This window comes from Nonomuraea sp. NPDC005650 (genome assembly GCF_040605375.1).
GTDB lineage: Bacteria > Actinomycetota > Actinomycetes > Streptosporangiales > Streptosporangiaceae > Nonomuraea.
This window is the reverse complement of the sequence record NZ_JBEXCR010000008.1, coordinates 353,252-371,933: the sequence shown is the minus strand read 5'-3', so window position 1 is coordinate 371,933 and position 18,682 is coordinate 353,252. Positions and strand designations below refer to the sequence as shown.

Genomic DNA, 18,682 nt, shown 5'->3' with positions numbered 1-18,682 from the left:
AACCCCCGCACCACCTCCACATCGACCGCCCCACCGTCAGTGGGAACCACATAGGCCACCAGCCGCACATCCCCCGGCACATCCTCCCGAGGCACCACCGCCACCTGCCCCACCTCGGGACAGGCGGCCAGGACCAGGCTGATCTCGCTGGGCTCGACCCGGAACCCGCGGATCTTGACCTGGTCGTCGGCACGCCCGGCGAACAGCAGCTCACCGTCGGCCGTCCAGCTCACCCGGTCCCCGGTCCGGTACATCCGCTCACCCGGGCCGAACGGGCACGCGACGAACCGCTCGGCCGTCAGCCCGGGACGGCCGATATAGCCGCGGGTGACCTGCACCCCGGCGATGTGCAGCTCGCCGACCACGCCCGGTGGCACCGGCCGGAGGAACTCATCCAGCACGTACGCCCGGGTGTTGGCCACCGGCCGCCCGATCGGCACGGAGCTCCCCGCCCAGTCAGGCGGGCACTCCCAGGCGGTGACCTCGATCGACGCCTCGGTGGGCCCGTAGTAGTTCTCCAGCCGCACGCCGTCCAGCACCTCGAAGAACCGCCGCGTCGCGTGGAGCGGCAGCGCCTCACCCGAACAGGCCACCCATTGCAGGCCGCCGCACTGTGCGGCGGCCGGCTCGGCCAGGAACACCTCCAACATCGACGGCACGAAATGCGCCACCTTCACGTTCTCCCGCTGGATCAACTCCGCCAGATAAGCAGCATCCCGCTGCCCACCGGGCCGCGCCAGCACCAGCACCCCGCCCCACAGCAGCGGCCAGAAGAACTCCCACACCGACACGTCGAACCCGAACGACGTCTTCTGCAACACCCGGGTCCCCTGCGGCAACCCCAACCGCTCCTGCATCCAAGCCAGCCGGTTCACCACCCCCGCATGCGGCACCACCACACCCTTGGGCCGCCCCGTCGAGCCCGACGTGAACATCACATACGCCGCATTCCCCCCATCCAGCGCGCCACCGCGCTCGTCTTCCCTCAGCGGCTCGCCCGACAGCCCCGCCGCATCCTCCACCCCAACCCGCACCGCACCGGCAGGCAGCCCCACCCCCGCCGAAGCGATCACACACACAGCACCGGCCTGACCCACCAGGTACGCCATCCGCTCCACCGGGTAATCCGGATCCACCGGCAGATAAGCGGCCCCCGCCTTCAACACCGCCAGCAACGCCACCACCAGATCGACACCACGCTCCAAACACACCCCCACCACCGACTCCACCCCGACACCGTGAGCCACCAGCAGCCGCGCCAGCCGGTTCGCCCGCGCGTCCACCTCCGCGAAAGACAGCTCCATCCCGTCGCCGACCACCGCCACCGCATCCGGCGCCGAAGCCACCCGCGCCTCGAACAACTCCGCCAACGTCCCGGACGGCCTATCGGCAGAGGTGTCATTCCACTCCTCCACCACCAGCCGCCGCTCCTCCGCGTCCAGCACGTCCACGCCGCTCAGCCGGGTCGCCGGCTCAGCGGTCAGCACGTCCAGCACCCGCATCCACCGCGCCACCAGCGTTTCGGCCGACGCCCGGTCGAACAGATCCGCGGCTGCCCGCAGCGCGCCGCGCAGCCCCGACGGGTCTCCCGAGGAGCCGGACATCTCGGTCAGGCTCAGCTCCAGGTCGAACTTGGCCGGCGCCTCCTCCAGCGGCATCCCGGCAACCCGCACGCCGGGCAGTTCCAGCGCCGCCTCACCGGTGTTCTGCAGCGTGAGCAGCACCTGGAACAGCGGATGCCGGGCCATCGACCGCGCGGGCGCCAGCTCCTCGACCAGCCGCTCGAACGGCACATCCTGGTGGTCGAAGGCGGCCAGGCTCGACTCCCGCACCCGCCCCAGCAGCTCACGGAACGTCGGGTTCCCGGACAGATCGGTGCGCAGGACGAGCGTGTTGACGAAGAAGCCGACGAGGTCGTTCAGTGCCTCGTCCATGCGTCCCGCGTTCGGCGACCCGATCGGGATGTCGTTCCCGGCTCCGAGCCGCGACAGCAGCACGGCGAGCGCGGCCTGCACCACCATGAACGTCGTGACGCCCTCGGCCCGCGCCACTTCCACCAGCCGCGCGTGCACCTCGGCCGGAACCTCGACCGGCACGGTGTGCCCCCGGTAGGAGGCCACCGCCGCCCGCGGCCGGTCAACCGGAAGCGCGAGCTCCTCCGGCAGGCCGGTCAGCACGTCCCGCCAGTAGCCGAGCTGCCGTGCGATCACGCTGTCGTCGTCCTGGTCGTCGCCCAGCAGTTCCCGCTGCCACAACGCGTAATCCGCGTACTGCACCGGCAACGGCTCCCACCGCGGAGCCGCGCCACCGCACCGGGCCGCGTACGCCACCGACACATCCCGCGCCAGCAGCCCCAACGACCACGCGTCACCGGCGATGTGATGAACGACCACCACCAGCACCTGCTCGTCCGCCGACTCCGACAGCAACCACGCCCGGATCGGCACCTCACCCGCCAGATCGAACACCTGGCCCACCGCCGCGCGGGTCATTCCCTCAAGGTCCTCCGGCGCCACCTCAACCGCGGTCAGCTCCCATTCGAGCTCGTCCAGCGGCAGAATCCGCTGACGGGGCTCACCGTCCGCAGCGGGGAAGACCGTCCGCAGCACCTCGTGCCGCCCGATCACATCCCGCAGCGCCGCGTTCAACGCCGCCCGGTCGACACCGCCGGACAGCCGGAGCACGACCGGCACGTTGTAGGTCGCGCTCGGCCCTTCGAGCTGGCCGATGAACCACAACCGCTGCTGCGCGAACGACAACGGCACGTGCTCCGGCCGCCGCTCCACCGCCCGCAGCGCCCGCCGTGCCACCGCGGCGCCCTCAAGCCGGCCCGCCAGCCCCGCCACCGTCGGCGCCTCGAACAACAGGCGCAGCGGCACCTCCATCCCCAGCACCGCCCGCACCCGGCTGACCAGCCGCACCGCCAGCAGCGAATGCCCGCCCAGCCGGAAGAAGTCGTCCTCCACGCCCACCTCGGAGGCCCCCAGCACCTCGGCGAAGGCCCGGCACAGCAGCTCCTCCAGCACCGTGGCGGGAGCCCGCCCCGCGACCGTCTTCTGTTCCAGCGCCGGCAGGGCCTCGCGGTCCACCTTGCCGTTCGCGGTCAGCGGCAGCGCGTCGAGCACGACCACCGCGGACGGCAGCATGTACTTGGGCAGCCGGTCGGCGGCGTAGCGGTGCACCAGGCGAGGCTGCACGTCCTTGCCCACGACATAGGCCACCAGCCGGACGTCGCCGGGGGTGTCCTCACGGGCGATCACCGCCGCCTGGGACACCTGCGGATGCGCCACCACCACGGCCTGCACCTCACCCGGCTCGATCCGGAACTCACCGATCTTCACCTGGTCATCGGCCCGCCCGAGGTACTCCAGGTTCCCGTCGTTGCGCCGGCGGGCGATGTCGCCGCTGCGGTACATCCTGGCGCCGGGCTCGTACGGGCAAGCCACGAACCGCTCGGCCGTCAGATCGGCCCGGCCCGCGTATCCCCGGGCCACCTGCGCACCGGCGATGTACAACTCACCCGCCACCCCGGGCGGAACCGGCCGCAACCACTCATCCAGCACATACAACCGGCAATTGGCGATCGGCCGACCGATCGGCACCGACTCACCGACCTCATCACCCGCCCGCACCTCAAACACACAACACCCGACCGTCGTCTCCGTCGGCCCGTACTCATTCACCACCACCGACCCCGGCGACCGGCCCAACCACGACCTAACCGCCGCGCCCGACAACGCCTCCCCACCCACCACCCACGTCCGCCCGACATCCCCCCGCACCGTCTCGCCCAGCAACGCCAGATGCGCCGGAACAACCTTCACCAACCCACCCGACAAAACCCCCGCCGGCCCTTCAGCACTCACCACCACCGCCGCCCCCGACACCAACGGCACCCACAAACTCGTCACCGTCAGATCGAAGGCCACCGAAGAATGCAGCGGCGCCCCCTCACCCACCCCGTAAGCCCCGGACGCCCACCCCACGTAATTCGCCAGCGCGGCCTGGGGCACCACCACACCCTTCGGACGCCCCGTCGACCCTGACGTATAGATGACGTACGCCGCCTGCCCGCCGGCCGTCACCCGCTCAGGCCGCACGGCAGGGGCCGCCGCCGGCCGCCGCGTCGTCACCGCGTCGTCGAGCACGAGCAGCCGCGCCGGTCCCTCCGTCAGCTCCTCCGCGATCTCCTCGCTGGTGACGGTCAGCACGGCCCGGCTGTCGGCCAGCATGAACGCGATCCGCTCCACCGGCAGCCCGGGCTCGATCGGCACATACGCCGCCCCCGCCTTCCACACCGCCAGCAACGCGACGACCAGCTCGACCCCGCGTTCCAGGCACACCCCCACCACGGACTCGACCCCCACCCCCTCGCTCACCAGCACCTGCGCCAGCCGATCGGCCCGCTCGTCCACCTCCGCGTACGACGCCCGCCCACCGGCCCACCGCACCGCCACCGCCTCGGGCGTCCGAGCCGCCTGCGCCTCGAACAGCTCCACCACCGCAGCGCCGGTGTCGCCGGCAGTGTCGCCAGCAGTGTCGTTCCACTCCTCCAGCACCCGCCGCCGCTCCTCACCGTCGAGAAGCTCCACCCCGCTCAACCGCACCAGCGGCTCGGCGGTCACCAGCTCCAGCACCCGCGCCAGGCGAGCCACCAGCGCCTCGGCCGACCTCCGATCGAACAGATCCGCGGCAGCCACCATCGCCCCCCGCAGTCCGGCCGGTGCCCCGTTCGCGTCGAACTCCTCGCCGACCAGCACCTCAAGGTCGAACTTCGCCGCCGATTCGCCCGCCGGCATCCCCGTGGCCCGCACACCCGGCAGCGCCAGCGCCGCCTCGCCCGTGTTCTGCAGGTTCAGCATCACCTGGAACAGCGGATGCCGCGCCATCGACCGCGACGGCGCCAGCTCCTCCACCAGCCGCTCGAACGGCACATCCTGGTGATCGAACGCCGACAGGCTGGACTCCCGCATCCGGTCCAGCAGCTCGCGGAACGTCGGATCCCCCGACAGGTCGGCCCGCAGCACCAGCGTGTTGACGAAGAACCCGATCAGGTCCTCCAACGCCTCATCCGTACGCCCGGCGTTGGCCGACCCGATCGGAATGTCGACCCCCGCCCCCAACCGCGACAACAGGACCGCCAGCGCGGCCTGCACCACCATGAACGTGGTCACGCCCTCGGCCCGCGCCACCTCCACCACCCGCGCGTGCACCTCGGCCGAGACCTCCACCGGCACCGAGTGCCCCCGATAGGACGCCACCGCCGGACGCGGCCGGTCGAAGGGCAACGCCAGCTCCTCCGGCGCGCCGGACAACGCCCCCCGCCAGAAGGCGAGCTGCTCCGAGATCACGCTCTCCGGATCCCGCCGATCCCCGAGCAGCTCCCGCTGCCACAACGCATAATCCGCGTACTGCACAGCGAGCGGCTCCCACCCCGGAGCCGAACCCCCGCACCGAGCCGCATAAGCCACCGACACATCCCGGCCCAACGGCCCCAGCGACCACGCGTCGCCCGCGATGTGATGGACGACCACCACCAGCACATGCTCATCCCTTGACAGCGAGAACAGCCACGCCCGCACCGGCACCTCGACCGACAGATCGAACACATACCCCGCGGCCGCGTCGATCGCCTCCGCCAGCTCCTCGGGCGCCACCTCGGCCACCGCCAGCTCCCAGGCCAGCTCGGCCGGCGGCAGGATGTGCTGATGGGGCTCGTCGTCCACGGCGGGGAAGATCGTGCGCAGCACCTCGTGCCGCCCGATCACGTCCCGCAGCGCCGCGTCGAGCGCCACCCGGTCCACCTCGCCGGCCAGCCGCTGCGCGATCCGGATGTTGTAGATCGCACTCGGGCCTTCCAGCTGCCCGATGAACCAGAGCCGTCGCTGCGCGAATGACAACGGAATCATCAGGAACCCTCCCGGGTACGCATCGGCCGTAGCGCCGGCCTGGCCGGCTTCTTGTCTCCGAACTGGCGTGCGAGCTCAGCCACCGTCCGCGCCTTGAAGAGCGTCCGCAACGGCACCTCGACGCCGAGCGCCGTACGCACCCGGCTGACGAACCGCACCGCCAGCAACGAATGCCCGCCCAGCGCGAAGAAGTCGTCATCCACCCCGACCGCGGGCAGCCCGAGCACCTGGGCGAACAGGTCGCACAGGATCTCCTCCCGCGCGTCGGCCGGCCCTCGGCCGGCTCCCGCCTTGTACGCGGGCGCGGGCAGGGCCTTGCGATCGAGTTTGCCGCTGGTGGTCACGGGCAGGGCGTCCAGCGTCACGATGGCGGAGGGCACCATGTGCGCCGGCAGCCGCTCGGCCGCGAACGCCCGCACCGACTCCGCCAGCCGCGCGTCGTCCTCCTCCGGAACGACGTAGGCGACCAGGGACTTCTCGCCCGGCACATCCTCCCGGGCGATCACCGCCGCCTGGACCACGCGGGGGTGGGCGGCCACGGCCGCCTGCACCTCGCCCGGCTCGATCCGGAACCCCCGGATCTTGACCTGATCATCACTGCGTCCGGCGAACACCAGCCGTCCGGCCTCGGTCCACCGCACCCGGTCCCCGGTCCGATACATCCGCTCACCCACCGGGCCGAACGGATCGGCCAGGAACCGCTCGGCGCTCAATCCCGGGCGACCGGCGTACCCGCGGGCCACCTGCGCGCCGGCAAGGTACAGATCCCCGGCCACCCCGGGCGGCACCGGCCGGAGGAAGCCATCCAGCACGTACGCCCGCGTGTTCACGTTGGGCCGGCCGATCGACACCTCGTCCCCCGACATCGGCTCGTCCGTCATCGCCGAACAGACCGTCACCTCGGTCGGGCCGTAGGCGTTCACCAGCCGGCGCCCCACACCCCATCGCGCCACCAGCTCCGGCCCCAGCGCCTCTCCGCCGGCCACCAGCGTCCGTATGCCGGCCAGATCCGCGGGCGCCAGCACGCTCAGCGACGAGGGCGGCACCAGCGCGTGACTCACCTCGAGCCGGGCCACGACCTCGGCCAGTCCGGCGCCCGGCAGCAGGTCCTGCGCGTCCGCCACCACCAGGCAGCCGCCCGACCACAACGCCACCAGCACCTCCCAGCAGGCGGCGTCAAACCCCGGCGAGGCGAGTTGCAGCACCCGGTCCCCGGCTTCCACCTGCCATCCCCCGGCCGTGATCAGATTGACCGCACCGTCATGGGTGACCATCACCCCCTTGGGGCGCCCGGTCGACCCCGACGTGTAGATCACGTACGCCATGCACCCCGGCACCAGCCGCCCGATGCGTTCCCCGGCGGTCAGCCCCGCACCGGCCAGCCCGGCCAGCTCCGTCACGACCGCCGGATCGTCGAGCACCACCTTCTGCACGCCCTCAGGCGACCGCCCGGCCAGCGCCGAGGAGGTCACCACCGTCGCCGCCCCCGCGTCGGCCAGGGAGAACGCGATCCGATCCGCCGGGTACACCGGATCGAGCGGCAGGAACGCGGCCCCCGCCTTCAACACGCCCAACACCGCGACGACCCACTCCACCCCCCGCCCCAGCACCAGGCCGACCGTCGACTCCACCTTCACGCCTCGGCCGACCAGCAACCGGGCCAGCCGGTTCGCCCGCTCGTCCAGCGCCGCGTACGACAGCTCCACCTGTCCGGAAGCCACCGCGACCACCTCAGGCGTCCGCCTCGCCTGCGCCTCGAACAACTCGACCAGCGTCGCCGGCTCCACCTCCACCGCCGCGCCGTTCCACTCCGCCAGCACCCGGTGGCACTCGGCCTCGTCCAGCACGGACACGGCGTGCAGCGGCAGGTCAGACCCTTCGTCCAGCGCCAACTCCAGCGCGGACACCAGGTTCTCCGCCCCCGTCCGCACGAGCGCGCCCACGGCATGAGCGTCGATCGGTGCGACGGCGTCCACCGCCAGCCTGATGGCGTCGCCGTCGTCGTCCGCCAGCAGCGCGAGCGGATAGTTCGTGCGCTCGCGGGCGTACACGAGGCGGGCGCCCTCCATCGACTCGTCCCAGCGCCGGCCCAGGTCCTGTCCGGTGTTCCGCCGGTAGTTGAGGATGGTGGTGAACAGCGGCGTGTCCCCCGCCACCCCGCTCGCCTGCTGCGCCAGGGCCAGCGGGGCGTGCTCGTGCTCCAGCAGTTCTCCGAGCTGGGACCGCATCTCGAACACGGCGTCCCGCGCGCCGAGCAGGCCCGTGCGGACGCGTACCGGAAGCGTGTTGATGAACGGCCCGGGCACGCGGTCCGCGCCCATGCCGGCGTTCATCCGCCCGAACAGCACGGTGCCGAACACCACGTCGTCCCGGCCGGAGACCACCGCCACCACCCGGGCCCACACCACGTGCAGCACCGTCGCCGGGCTGACCCCCAGGCGCCGCGACACCTCGCGCAGGCGGTCGATCAGCTCCGGCGACGCCCCGATCTGCGCGCGCACGACGCCGGCGCCGTCGCCCCGCACATCCGCCACGCCGTACGGGGCGGTCGGCTCCTCGACGTCGCCCAGCAGCTCCCTGAAGTACCGCTCGTGCTCGGACCGCCGCACCCCGCCGCGGGCCTGCGCGACGAAGTCGCGGAACGGCAGCGGCCGCGGCAGTTCGTCACCCCGTCCGGTCATGATGGCGAGGATCTCCGCGAGCAGTACTTCCAGCGCGGTGCCGTCGCGCACCATGTGATGAGCGCGCACCAGCACCAGCCATCGGTCGCTCCGCGGCTCGGCCGCGATGTGGGCGTCGAGCATTGGCGGCCGCCCCAGGTCCATGGTCTGCCCGCCGGCCGCCACCAGCTCGGCCACCGGATCGGCGGCCCGCGGGTCCAGGGCCACCTCCTCGACCGGCAGTACGGCACGGCGCCACACCACCTGGACCGGCTCGCGCAGCCCTTCCCATACGTAGGAGGTGCGGTAGATGTCGTGCCGGGCCACCACCTGCTGCAGCGCGTCGAGGAAGGCGTCGAGCCGCGCTCTCGAATCGAACCGCAGCACAGCCGGCATCACGTATGCGTCGTCGCCGCCGTCCGCCAGCAGGTGGTGGAACAGCAGTCCTTCCTGGAGGGGCGCGAGCGGGTAGACGTCGGCCACGTTCGCCGCGCCGCCCTCGACGGTGGCCACGATCCGCGCCACCTCGTCGGCGTCCAGGTCCACCATCGGCAGCAGGTCCGGCGTGATGGCCGTGGCGTCCGCGGGGATCAGGTTGGCCGGCGGCACCACCCGTTCGATGCCCGCGGAACCGGCGAGCGCCGCCACCGTCGGCGTGTCGAACAACGTCCGCACCGACACGGAGACACCTCGGGTCCGCAGCAGCTCGACCAGCCGGACGGCGAGCAGTGAATGGCCGCCCAACTCGAAGAAGTCGTCATCGACCCCGACGGCGGGCACCCCGAGCACCTCGGCGAACGCGGCGCACAGCGCCTCCTCGCGCGGGCTGGACGGCCCGCGACCGGCTCCGGTGGTGGCGGCGCGGTCGGGTGCGGGCAGGGCGTGGCGGTCCAGCTTGCCGTTGGCCGTCAGCGGCAACGCGTCCAGCACCACCCAGGCCGACGGAACCATGTGGTCCGGCAGCCGCTCGGCCGCGAACGCGCGCACCACCGACGGCAGCTCACTGGCGCTCTCCGCATCCTGCGCCACCAGGTAACCGACCAGGCGCAGGTCACCCGGCGACTCCTCGCGGGCCACCACCGCGACCTGATCGACGCCCTGGCACCTGGCCAGCACGGCTCGGACCTCACCCGGCTCCACCCGGAAGCCACGGATCTTGACCTGGTCATCCACCCGCCCGGCGAAGACCAGCTCACCGTCGTGGGTCCAGCGAGCCCGGTCGCCGGTGCGATACATGCGCCCGCCGTCGAAGGGACAGGCCACGAACCGTTCACCCGTCAGGCTGAAGCGTCCGAGGTAGCCCCGGGCAAGCTGCGCCCCGGCGATGTAGAGCTCCCCGACCACGCCCGGAGGCACCGGTGCCAGGTTCTCGTCCAGCACGTACATGCGGGTGTTCGCGACCGGTGTCCCGATCGGGACCACTCCCCCGGCCCGCAGGCGGGTCGTCGCGACGCCGATGGTGGTCTCGGTGGGGCCGTAGTGGTTGAACACCGCGCAGCCACGCCGCCCGGCCGCCGTGAGCAGTTGCTCCACCCAGCCCGGCGCCGCCGCCTCCCCGCCCAGCACCAACGCCCGATCGGGCAGCAGCGGCTCCAGCTCGCCCAACGCCGCCAGGTGGGAAGGCACCATCTTCAGGTAGTCCACCTGCAACGCGCTCAGCGCGACCGGATCGGTGGCGGCGTCTTCCGGCACGATGTGCAATCGCCCACCCGTGGTCAGGGCGGCGAAGACGATCGTGTTGCCCAGGTCGGTCGCCTGCCCCTGCACCAGCGCGTACCGGCCCCCGGCCATCCCCAGCCGTCCGGGCACCGAAGCGACGTAGTTCGCCAGGCCGGCCTGGGTGACCACCACGCCCTTCGGCCTGCCTGTCGAGCCCGAGGTGTAGATGACATACGCGGCCTGCTCACCGAGCATCGCCCGCTCGGGCTTGGTGGCCGGCGCGGCGGCCAGCCGCATCTTCGTGAACGTGTCGTCCAGGGTGAGCATCCGGGCCCGGCCCGCGGGCAACTCCTCGGCGATCTCCTCACTCGTCACCGTGAGCACGGCGCGGCTGTCGGCCAGCATGAACGCGATCCGCTCCACCGGCTGTCGCGGATCGATCGGCACGTATGCCGCCCCGGCCTTCCACACCGCCAGCAGCGCCGCGATCAGATCGACGCCTCGCTCCAGGCACACCCCCACCACCGACTCGGCCCGAACCCCCTCGCCGATCAGGACATGCGCCAGCCGGTTCGCCCGCTCGTCCAACTCCGCATACGAGACCTCGACCCCGTCGGCGACCACCGCGACCGCGCCAGGCTCCTGCGCCTCGAACGACTCCACCACCGGAGTGTCGAGACCCTCGACCGCCGTGCTGTTCCAGTCCTCCACCACCAGACGCCGCTCCTCGGCGTCGAGCACGTCCACGCTGTTCAGCGGCAGATCCGGTCCGCCGTCCAGGGCCAGTTCCAGCGCGGCCACCAGGTTGTCGGTAGCGGTGCGGACCAGCAGCCCCACGCTCCGGGCGTCGATCGGCGCGACCGCGTCGACGGCCACCGACGTGCTGTCGCCGTTGTCATCGATCAGGATGACGAGGGGATAGTTGGTGCGCTCACGCACGGACAGCAGCCGCACGCCTTCCATCTCCCCGTCCACGCCGGCGCCGGTGTTGTGCCGGTAGTTCAGGAAGGAGGTGAACAGCGGCGTATCACCCGCCACCCCGCTGGCCTGCTGGGCCAGGGTGAGCGGCGCATGCTCGTGCTCCAGCAGCTTGCCAAGCTGGCCGCGCATGGCCGACACCGCCGCCAGCACACCGAGCTCGCCCGTACGCAACCGCACCGGCAACGTGTTCATGAACGGGCCCGGCACCCGATCCGCCCCGGCACCGGCATTCATCCGGCCGAACAGCACCGTGCCGAACACCACGTCCTGCCGGCCGGAAGCCGTAGCCAGAACCCGCGCCCACGCCACATGCAACACCGTCGCCGGGCTCACCCCAAGCCGCCGGGCCACCTCCCGCAACCGCCCATGCAACCCAGCGGCGAACGGCACCACCTCATGCACGGAATCGACACCGTCGCCCCGCACATCCACCAGCCCGAACGGCGCCGTCGGCTCCTGCACGTCACCCAGCAGCTCCGCGAAGTACCGCGAATGCTCGGCGTCCTCGACGCCACCGCGTGCCTGCGCCACGAAGTTCCGGAACGGCAGCGGCTCGGCCAGCTCCGCCCCCCGCCCGGCCAGGAACGCCCGCACCTCGGCGAGCAACACCTCCAGCGCGGTGTGATCCCTGACCACATGATGCATCCGCACAAGCACCAGCCACCGCTCACCACCCGGCACCGCCGCCACATGCACACCCATCAACGGCGCCCGATGAAGATCCATCACCGAACCCGCCAGCTCCACCAGCGCACCAGCAGGATCAACGCAGCCCGGCTCCAGCACCACTTCCTCGACCGGCAACACAGCCCGACGCCGCACCACCTGCACCGGCTCCCTGAGCCCCTCCCACACCAGCGACGTGCGATAGATGTCGTGCCGATCCACCACCCGCTGCAACGCCTCGACGAACTGCCCCACCCGCCCCCGCGAGTCGAACTCCAGCACCGCCCGCAGCACGTACGCGTCCTCACCGCCGTCGGCCAGCAAGTGGTGGAACAGCAACCCTTCCTGCAAGGGCGCCAGCGGATAGATGTCGGCCACGTTCGCCGCACCACCCTCGACCGTGGCCACGATCCGCTCGATCTCTTCGACGGTCAGCTCCACCAGGGGCAACATCTCCGGCGTGATGGCGGTCGCGTCGGCCGGGATTCGGTTCTCCGGAACCTCCACCTGCCGAGGCCCGGCCGCCGCAGCCAGCCCGGTCACCGTCGGCGTCTCGAACAACGCCCGCACCGACACCGACACACCACGCGACCGCAATATCTCCACGAGCCGGATCACCAGCAGCGAATGCCCGCCCAGCCGGAAGAAGTCGTCCTCCACCCCCACGCTGTCCAGCCCCAGCACCTCGGCGAAGGCCGCGCACAACACCTCTTCACGGAGGTTGGCGGGGGCACGGCCCACCCCGGCGGTGTAGTGAGGAGCCGGCAGAGCCTTGCGATCGAGCTTGCCGTTGACCGACACCGGCAGCGCCTCCAGCACCACCACAGCGGACGGCACCATGTATCCCGGCAACCGCTCCGCCGCAAACCCCCGCACCGCCTCGGCGTCGACCAGGGCAGGGACCACGTACGCCACCAGCCGCACGTCCCCCGGCACATCCTCCCGCGCCACCACCACGACCTGGCCGACACCAGGGCAAGCGGCCAGCACCGAACCGACCTCACCCGGCTCCACCCGGAACCCACGGATCTTGACCTGATCATCCACCCGACCGGCGAACAGGAGCTCGCCGTCGGCGTTCCAGCTCACCCGATCCCCGGTCCGATACATCCGCGCACCGGGCTCGAACGGACACGCCACAAACCGCTCGGCACTCAACCCCGCACGACCGACATAGCCGCGCGCCAGCTGTATCCCGGCCACGTACAACTCGCCCACCACCCCCGGCGGCACCGGCCGAAGGAACTCATCCAGCACAAACGCCCGCGTATTGGCCACCGGCCGCCCGATCGGCACCGACTCGCCGGGCACACACCGCCAGGCCGTCACATCGATCGAAGCTTCTGTCGGGCCGTAGTAGTTCTCCAGCCCCACCCCACCCAGCACCTCGAAGAACCGCCGCACCGCATGGGCCGGCAGCGCCTCACCCGAACACACCACCCATTCCAGGCCACCACACTGTGCAGCGGCCGGCTCAGCCAGGAACACCTCCAACATCGACGGCACAAAATGCGCCACCCGCACGTTCTCCCGCTGAATCAACTCCGCCAGATAAGCCGCATCCCGCTGCCCACCCGGCCGCGCCAACACCAACACCCCACCCCACAACAACGGCCAGAAGAACTCCCACACCGACACGTCGAACCCGAACGACGTCTTCTGCAGCACCCGCTCACCCGGGGCCAACCGCAAGCGCTCCTGCATCCAAACCAGCCGATTCACCACCCCGGCGTGCGGCACCACCACGCCCTTAGGCCGTCCGGTCGAGCCCGAGGTGAACATCACATACGCCGCGTTCCCCCCATCCAGCACGCCGCCGCGCTCGTCCTCCCTCAGCGGCTCGCCCGACAACCCCGCCGCATCCCCCACCCCGACCCGCACCACACCGGCAGGCAACCCCACCCCCGCCGAAGCAATCACACACGCAGCACCAGCCTGCTCCACCAGGTAGGCCATCCGCTCAGCCGGATACTCCGGGTCCACCGGCAGATAAGCGGCCCCGGCCTTCAACACGGCCAGCAGCGCCACCACCAGATCAACACCACGCTCCAAACACACCCCCACCACCGACTCCACCCCGACACCACGAGCCACCAGCAACCGCGCCAACCGATTCGCCCGCGCATCCACCTCCGCGAACGACAACTCCATCTCGTCGCCGACCACCGCCACCGCATCCGGCCCCGAAGCCACCCGCGCCTCGAACAACTCCGCCAACGTCCCGGACGGCCTATCGGCAGAGGTGTCATTCCACTCCTCCACCACCAGCCGCCGCGCCTTGGCATCCAGTACGTCCACGCTGTTCAGCGGCACGTCCGGTCCGCCGTCCAGGGCCAGTTCCAGCGCGACCACCAGATTGTCGGTAGCAGTACGGACCAGCAGCCCCACGCTCCGGGCGTCGATCGGCGCGACCGCATCGACACCCACTGACATGCTGTCGCCGTTGTCATCGATCAAGATGACCAGGGGATAGTTGGTGCGCTCGCGCACGAACAGCAGCCGCGCCCCCTCTATCTCCCCGTCCACGCCGGCGCCGGTGTTGTGCCGGTAGTTCAGGAAGGAAGTGAACAGCGGCGTATCACCCGCCACCCCGCTGGCCTGCTGCGCCAGGGTGAGCGGCGCATGCTCGTGCTCCAACAGCTCGGCAAGCTGGCCGCGCATGGCCGACACCGCCGCCAGCACACCAAGCTCACCCGTACGCAACCGCACCGGCAACGTGTTCATGAACGGGCCCGGCACCCGATCCGCCCCGGCACCGGCATTCATCCGGCCGAACAGCACCGTGCCGAACACCACGTCCTGCCGCCCGGAAGCCGTAGCCAGAACCCGCGCCCACGCCACATGCAACACCGTCGCCGGGCTCACCCCAAGCCGCCGGGCCACCTCCCGCAACCGCCCATGCAGCTCAGCGGCGAACGGCACCACCTCATGCACGGAATCGACACCGTTACCCCGCACATCCACCAGCCCGAACGGCGCCGTCGGCTCCTCGACATCCCCCAGCAGCTCAGCGAAATAGTGGCTGTGCTCGGCGTCCGTGGTCCCGTGACGTGCCTGCGCCACGAAGTTCCGGAACGGCAGCGGCTCGGCCAGCTCCGCCCCCCGCCCGGCCAGGAACGCCCGCACCTCGGCGAACAGCACCTCCAGCGCGGTGTGATCCCTGACCACATGATGCATCCGCACAAGCACCAGCCACCGCTCACCACCCGGCACCGCCGCCACATGCACACCCATCAACGGCGCCCGATGAAGATCCATCACCGAACCCGCCAACTCCACCAGCGCACCAGCAGGATCAACACAGCCGGGCTCCAGCACCACCTCCTCGACCGGCAACACGGCCCGACGCCGCACCACCTGCACCGGCTCCCTGAGCCCCTCCCACACCAGCGACGTGCGATAGATGTCGTGTCGATCCACCACCCGTTGCAACGCCTCGACGAACTGCCCCACCCGCCCCCGCGAGTCGAACTCCAGCACCGCCGGCGTGACATAGGCGTCCTCACCGCCGTCGGCCAGCAGGTGGTGGAACAGCAGCCCTTCCTGCAAAGGCGCCAGCGGATAGATGTCGGCCACGTTCGCCGCACCACCCTCGACCGTGGCCACGATCCGCTCGATCTCTTCGCCGGTCAGCTCCACCAGGGGCAACATCTCCGGCGTGATGGCGGTCGCGTCGGCCGGAATCAGATTGTCGGGCACCTCTCTCTGCCCGGCGCTCACGGATGCGGCCAGGCCGGCCGGCGTGGGTGTGTCGAAGAGGGCCCGTGCGGAAACCGAGACACCGCGAGAACGTAGGACCTCCACGAGCCGGATCACCAGCAGCGAATGCCCGCCCAGCCGGTAGAAGTCGTCGTCTGCGCTCACGCTCTCCAGGCCGAGCACTTCGGCGAAGGCCGCGCAGACGATCTCTTCGCGGAGGTTGGCCGGGGCACGACCTACCCCGGCGGTGTACTCAGGAGCCGGCAGAGCCCGGCGGTCAAGCTTGCCGTTGACCGACACCGGCAACGCCTCCAGCACCACCACCGCCGACGGCACCATGTACCCCGGCAACCGCTCCGCCGCAAACCCCCGCACCACCTCCACATCGACCGTCTCACCACCGGCAACCACATACGCCACCAGCCGCACGTCCCCCGGCACGTCCTCCCGCGCCACCACCACGACCTGGCCGACACCGGGGCAGGCGGCCAGCACCGTGCTGACCTCACCCGGCTCCACCCGGAACCCACGGATCTTGACCTGGTCATCCACCCGACCGGCGAACATCAGCTCGCCCTCGGCGTCCCAGCACGCCCGATCCCCGGTCCGATACATCCGCTCGCCCGCCCCGAACGGGCACGCCACAAACCGCTCAGCCGTCAGCCCGGGACGGCCGGTATAGCCGCGCGCCAGCTGCACCCCGGCCACATACAACTCGCCCACCACCCCCGGCGGCACCGGCCGAAGGAACTCATCCAGCACAAACGCCCGCGTATTGGCCACCGGCCGCCCGATCGGCACCGACTCGCCAGGCACACACCGCCAAGCGGTCACATCGATCGACGCCTCCGTCGGGCCGTAATAGTTCTCCAGCCCCACCCCACCCAGCACCTCGAAGAACCGCCGCATCACATGCACCGGCAGCGCCTCACCCGAACACACCACCCATTCCAGGCCACCACACTGTGCAGCGGCCGGCTCAGCCAGGAACGCCTCCAACATCGACGGCACAAAATGCGCCACCCGCACGTTCTCCCGCTGAATCAACTCCGCCAGATAGGCGGCATCCCGCTGCCCACCCGGCCGCGCCAGCACCAACACCCCACCCCACAACAACGGCCAGAAGAACTCCCACACCGACACGTCGAACCCGAACGACGTCTTCTGCAGCACCCGCTCACCAGGGGCCAACCGCAAGCGCTCCTGCATCCAAACCAGCCGATTCACCACGCCCGCATGCGGCACCACCACGCCCTTGGGCCGCCCCGTCGACCCCGACGTGAACATCACATACGCCGCACTCCCACCCGACAGCACCCCACCACGCTCATCAGCGCTCAACGCCCCACCAGGCAGACCTCCCAGCTCCGCCACCACCGCCGGATCATCCATCTCGACCCGCGCCACGCCACCCGGCGCCTCCACACCGCACGACGTGATCACACAGACCGCACCGGCCTGACCCACCAGGTAGGCCATCCGCTCAGCCGGATACTCCGGGTCCACCGGCAGATAGGCGCCCCCCGCCTTGAGCACAGCCAGCAGCGCGACCACCAGATCGACACCACGCTCCAAACACACCCCCACCACCGACTCCACCCCGACACCCCGCCCCACCAACAACCGCGCCAACCGATTCGCCCGCCCATCCACCTCCGCGAACGACAACTCCACCCCGTCCCCGACCACCGCCACCGCATCCGGAACCGCAGCCACCCGCGCCTCGAACAACTCCACCAACGACCCCGACGACACCTCGACACCCGTGTCGTTCCACTCCTCCACCACCAGCCGCCGCTCCTCGGCGTCGAGCAGTTCCACCCCGCCGACGCGCTCCTCCCCGGCAGCCGCCCCCAGCCACCGCAACACGCTCAGATACCGTCGCGACACATCCGAAGCCGCCCCCAGGTCGTGCAGATCCGGATTCACATCGACATTGACCTGCAACCCCGACCGCTCATAGAGATCGATCCGCACCCCGTTGACGGGCCCGGTGGACAGGTTGTGCGCGGTGATGGCGCAGTCGCCGAAGCGCAGGTCGTAGTCGAAGGACATGACGTTGATGAGCAGCCCGCACAGCTCGCCCTCGGCGATCCGCAGGTCGGTGTGCATGTCCTCGTACCGGTAGCGCTGCCGACGCAGCCCCTCCCTGATCGCCTGGGAGGTCTGCCGCAGCAGGTCGCCGACAGTCGTGTCCGGGTCGATGGTGAGGCGCAGCGGCAGGATGTTGGAGGTCATGCCGGGGATCGCCATCTCCCGCTTGCCGGTGCGGGCGCGTACGGGAATGCCGACCACGACGTCCCGTTCCCCGGTCATCCGGTGCTGGTAGAGGGCCGCCGCGGCGATGGACAGGCCGGCGAGGCTCGTCTTCAGGCCGCGCGCGGCGGTCTTGAGCTCGGCGGCCTCCGACGGGCCGACGGCGTCGGTGTACCGGAGGGGGGCGTCCTGGGCGCGGCGGGTACGGTTCGAGCCGCCGGCCATCACGATCGGGAGGTCGGCGAGCCGGCCGAGCCAGTACTGGCGATCCTGCTCGAAACCTTCGGACTCCCGGTAGGCCCGGTCCGCGTCGAACAGCACGGACACCGGCTCCACTGCCCCGTCCTCGACCGAACGGCCCTCCAGGAGCGCGGTGTAGAGCTCCGCGCCCCGACCGGCGATCAGCAGGCCGCCCTGCCCGTCCATGGCGCAGTGGTGGGCCCACGAGTACCAGTAGACGAGATCGCCGGCGAGCTTGATGAGGGCGGTCCCGGACAGCTCGCCGCCGTCGAGGTCCACGGCCCGCCGCAGGTCGGCCTGCATCCACTCCTCGGCGGCGGCGCGCGGGTCGGGTTCGGCGCTGACGTCGACGACGGGCACGGGGTAGTCGCTCGCGTCGTGCAGGTACTGCATCGGGACGCCGTCGACCACCCGGAAGCGCAGCCGGAACGTCTCGACCTCTTCCAGCCTCCGGCGCGCGGCGCGCTCCAGCAGCACGAGGTCCACCTCGCCGCGGATCTCCATGTACTCCGCGATGCGGAAGCTCCAGTTGTCGGGCGCGAATCGCTGGGCGTACCACATGGCGAGCTGGCCGGACATCAGTTCGCGGAGTTCGCCGTGAGCTGCAGCCAT

General features: G+C 71.0%; 2 protein-coding genes (1 of these 2 only partly in view). Both read right to left on the bottom strand.

Translation table 11 applies throughout. The features are described 5' to 3' along the window. On the bottom strand, positions 1-5,909 hold part of the coding region annotated (locus ABZS69_RS16810) for an amino acid adenylation domain-containing protein (protein ID WP_355372505.1) (this coding region is incomplete at its 3' end). The annotated region extends 10,713 nt beyond the left edge of the window; 5,909 of 16,622 annotated nt are visible. Continuing rightward, entirely contained in the window at positions 5,909-18,682 is a 12,774-nt protein-coding gene (locus ABZS69_RS16805) for an amino acid adenylation domain-containing protein (RefSeq protein ID WP_355372502.1), read from the bottom strand. The genes ABZS69_RS16810 and ABZS69_RS16805, both read right to left, overlap by 1 nt.

Coding starts and splice junctions, on each gene's coding strand:
- ABZS69_RS16805 (WP_355372502.1), bottom strand. CDS start 18,682: ATGGCTGCAGCTCACGGCGAACTCCGCGAACTGATGTCCGGCCAGCTC.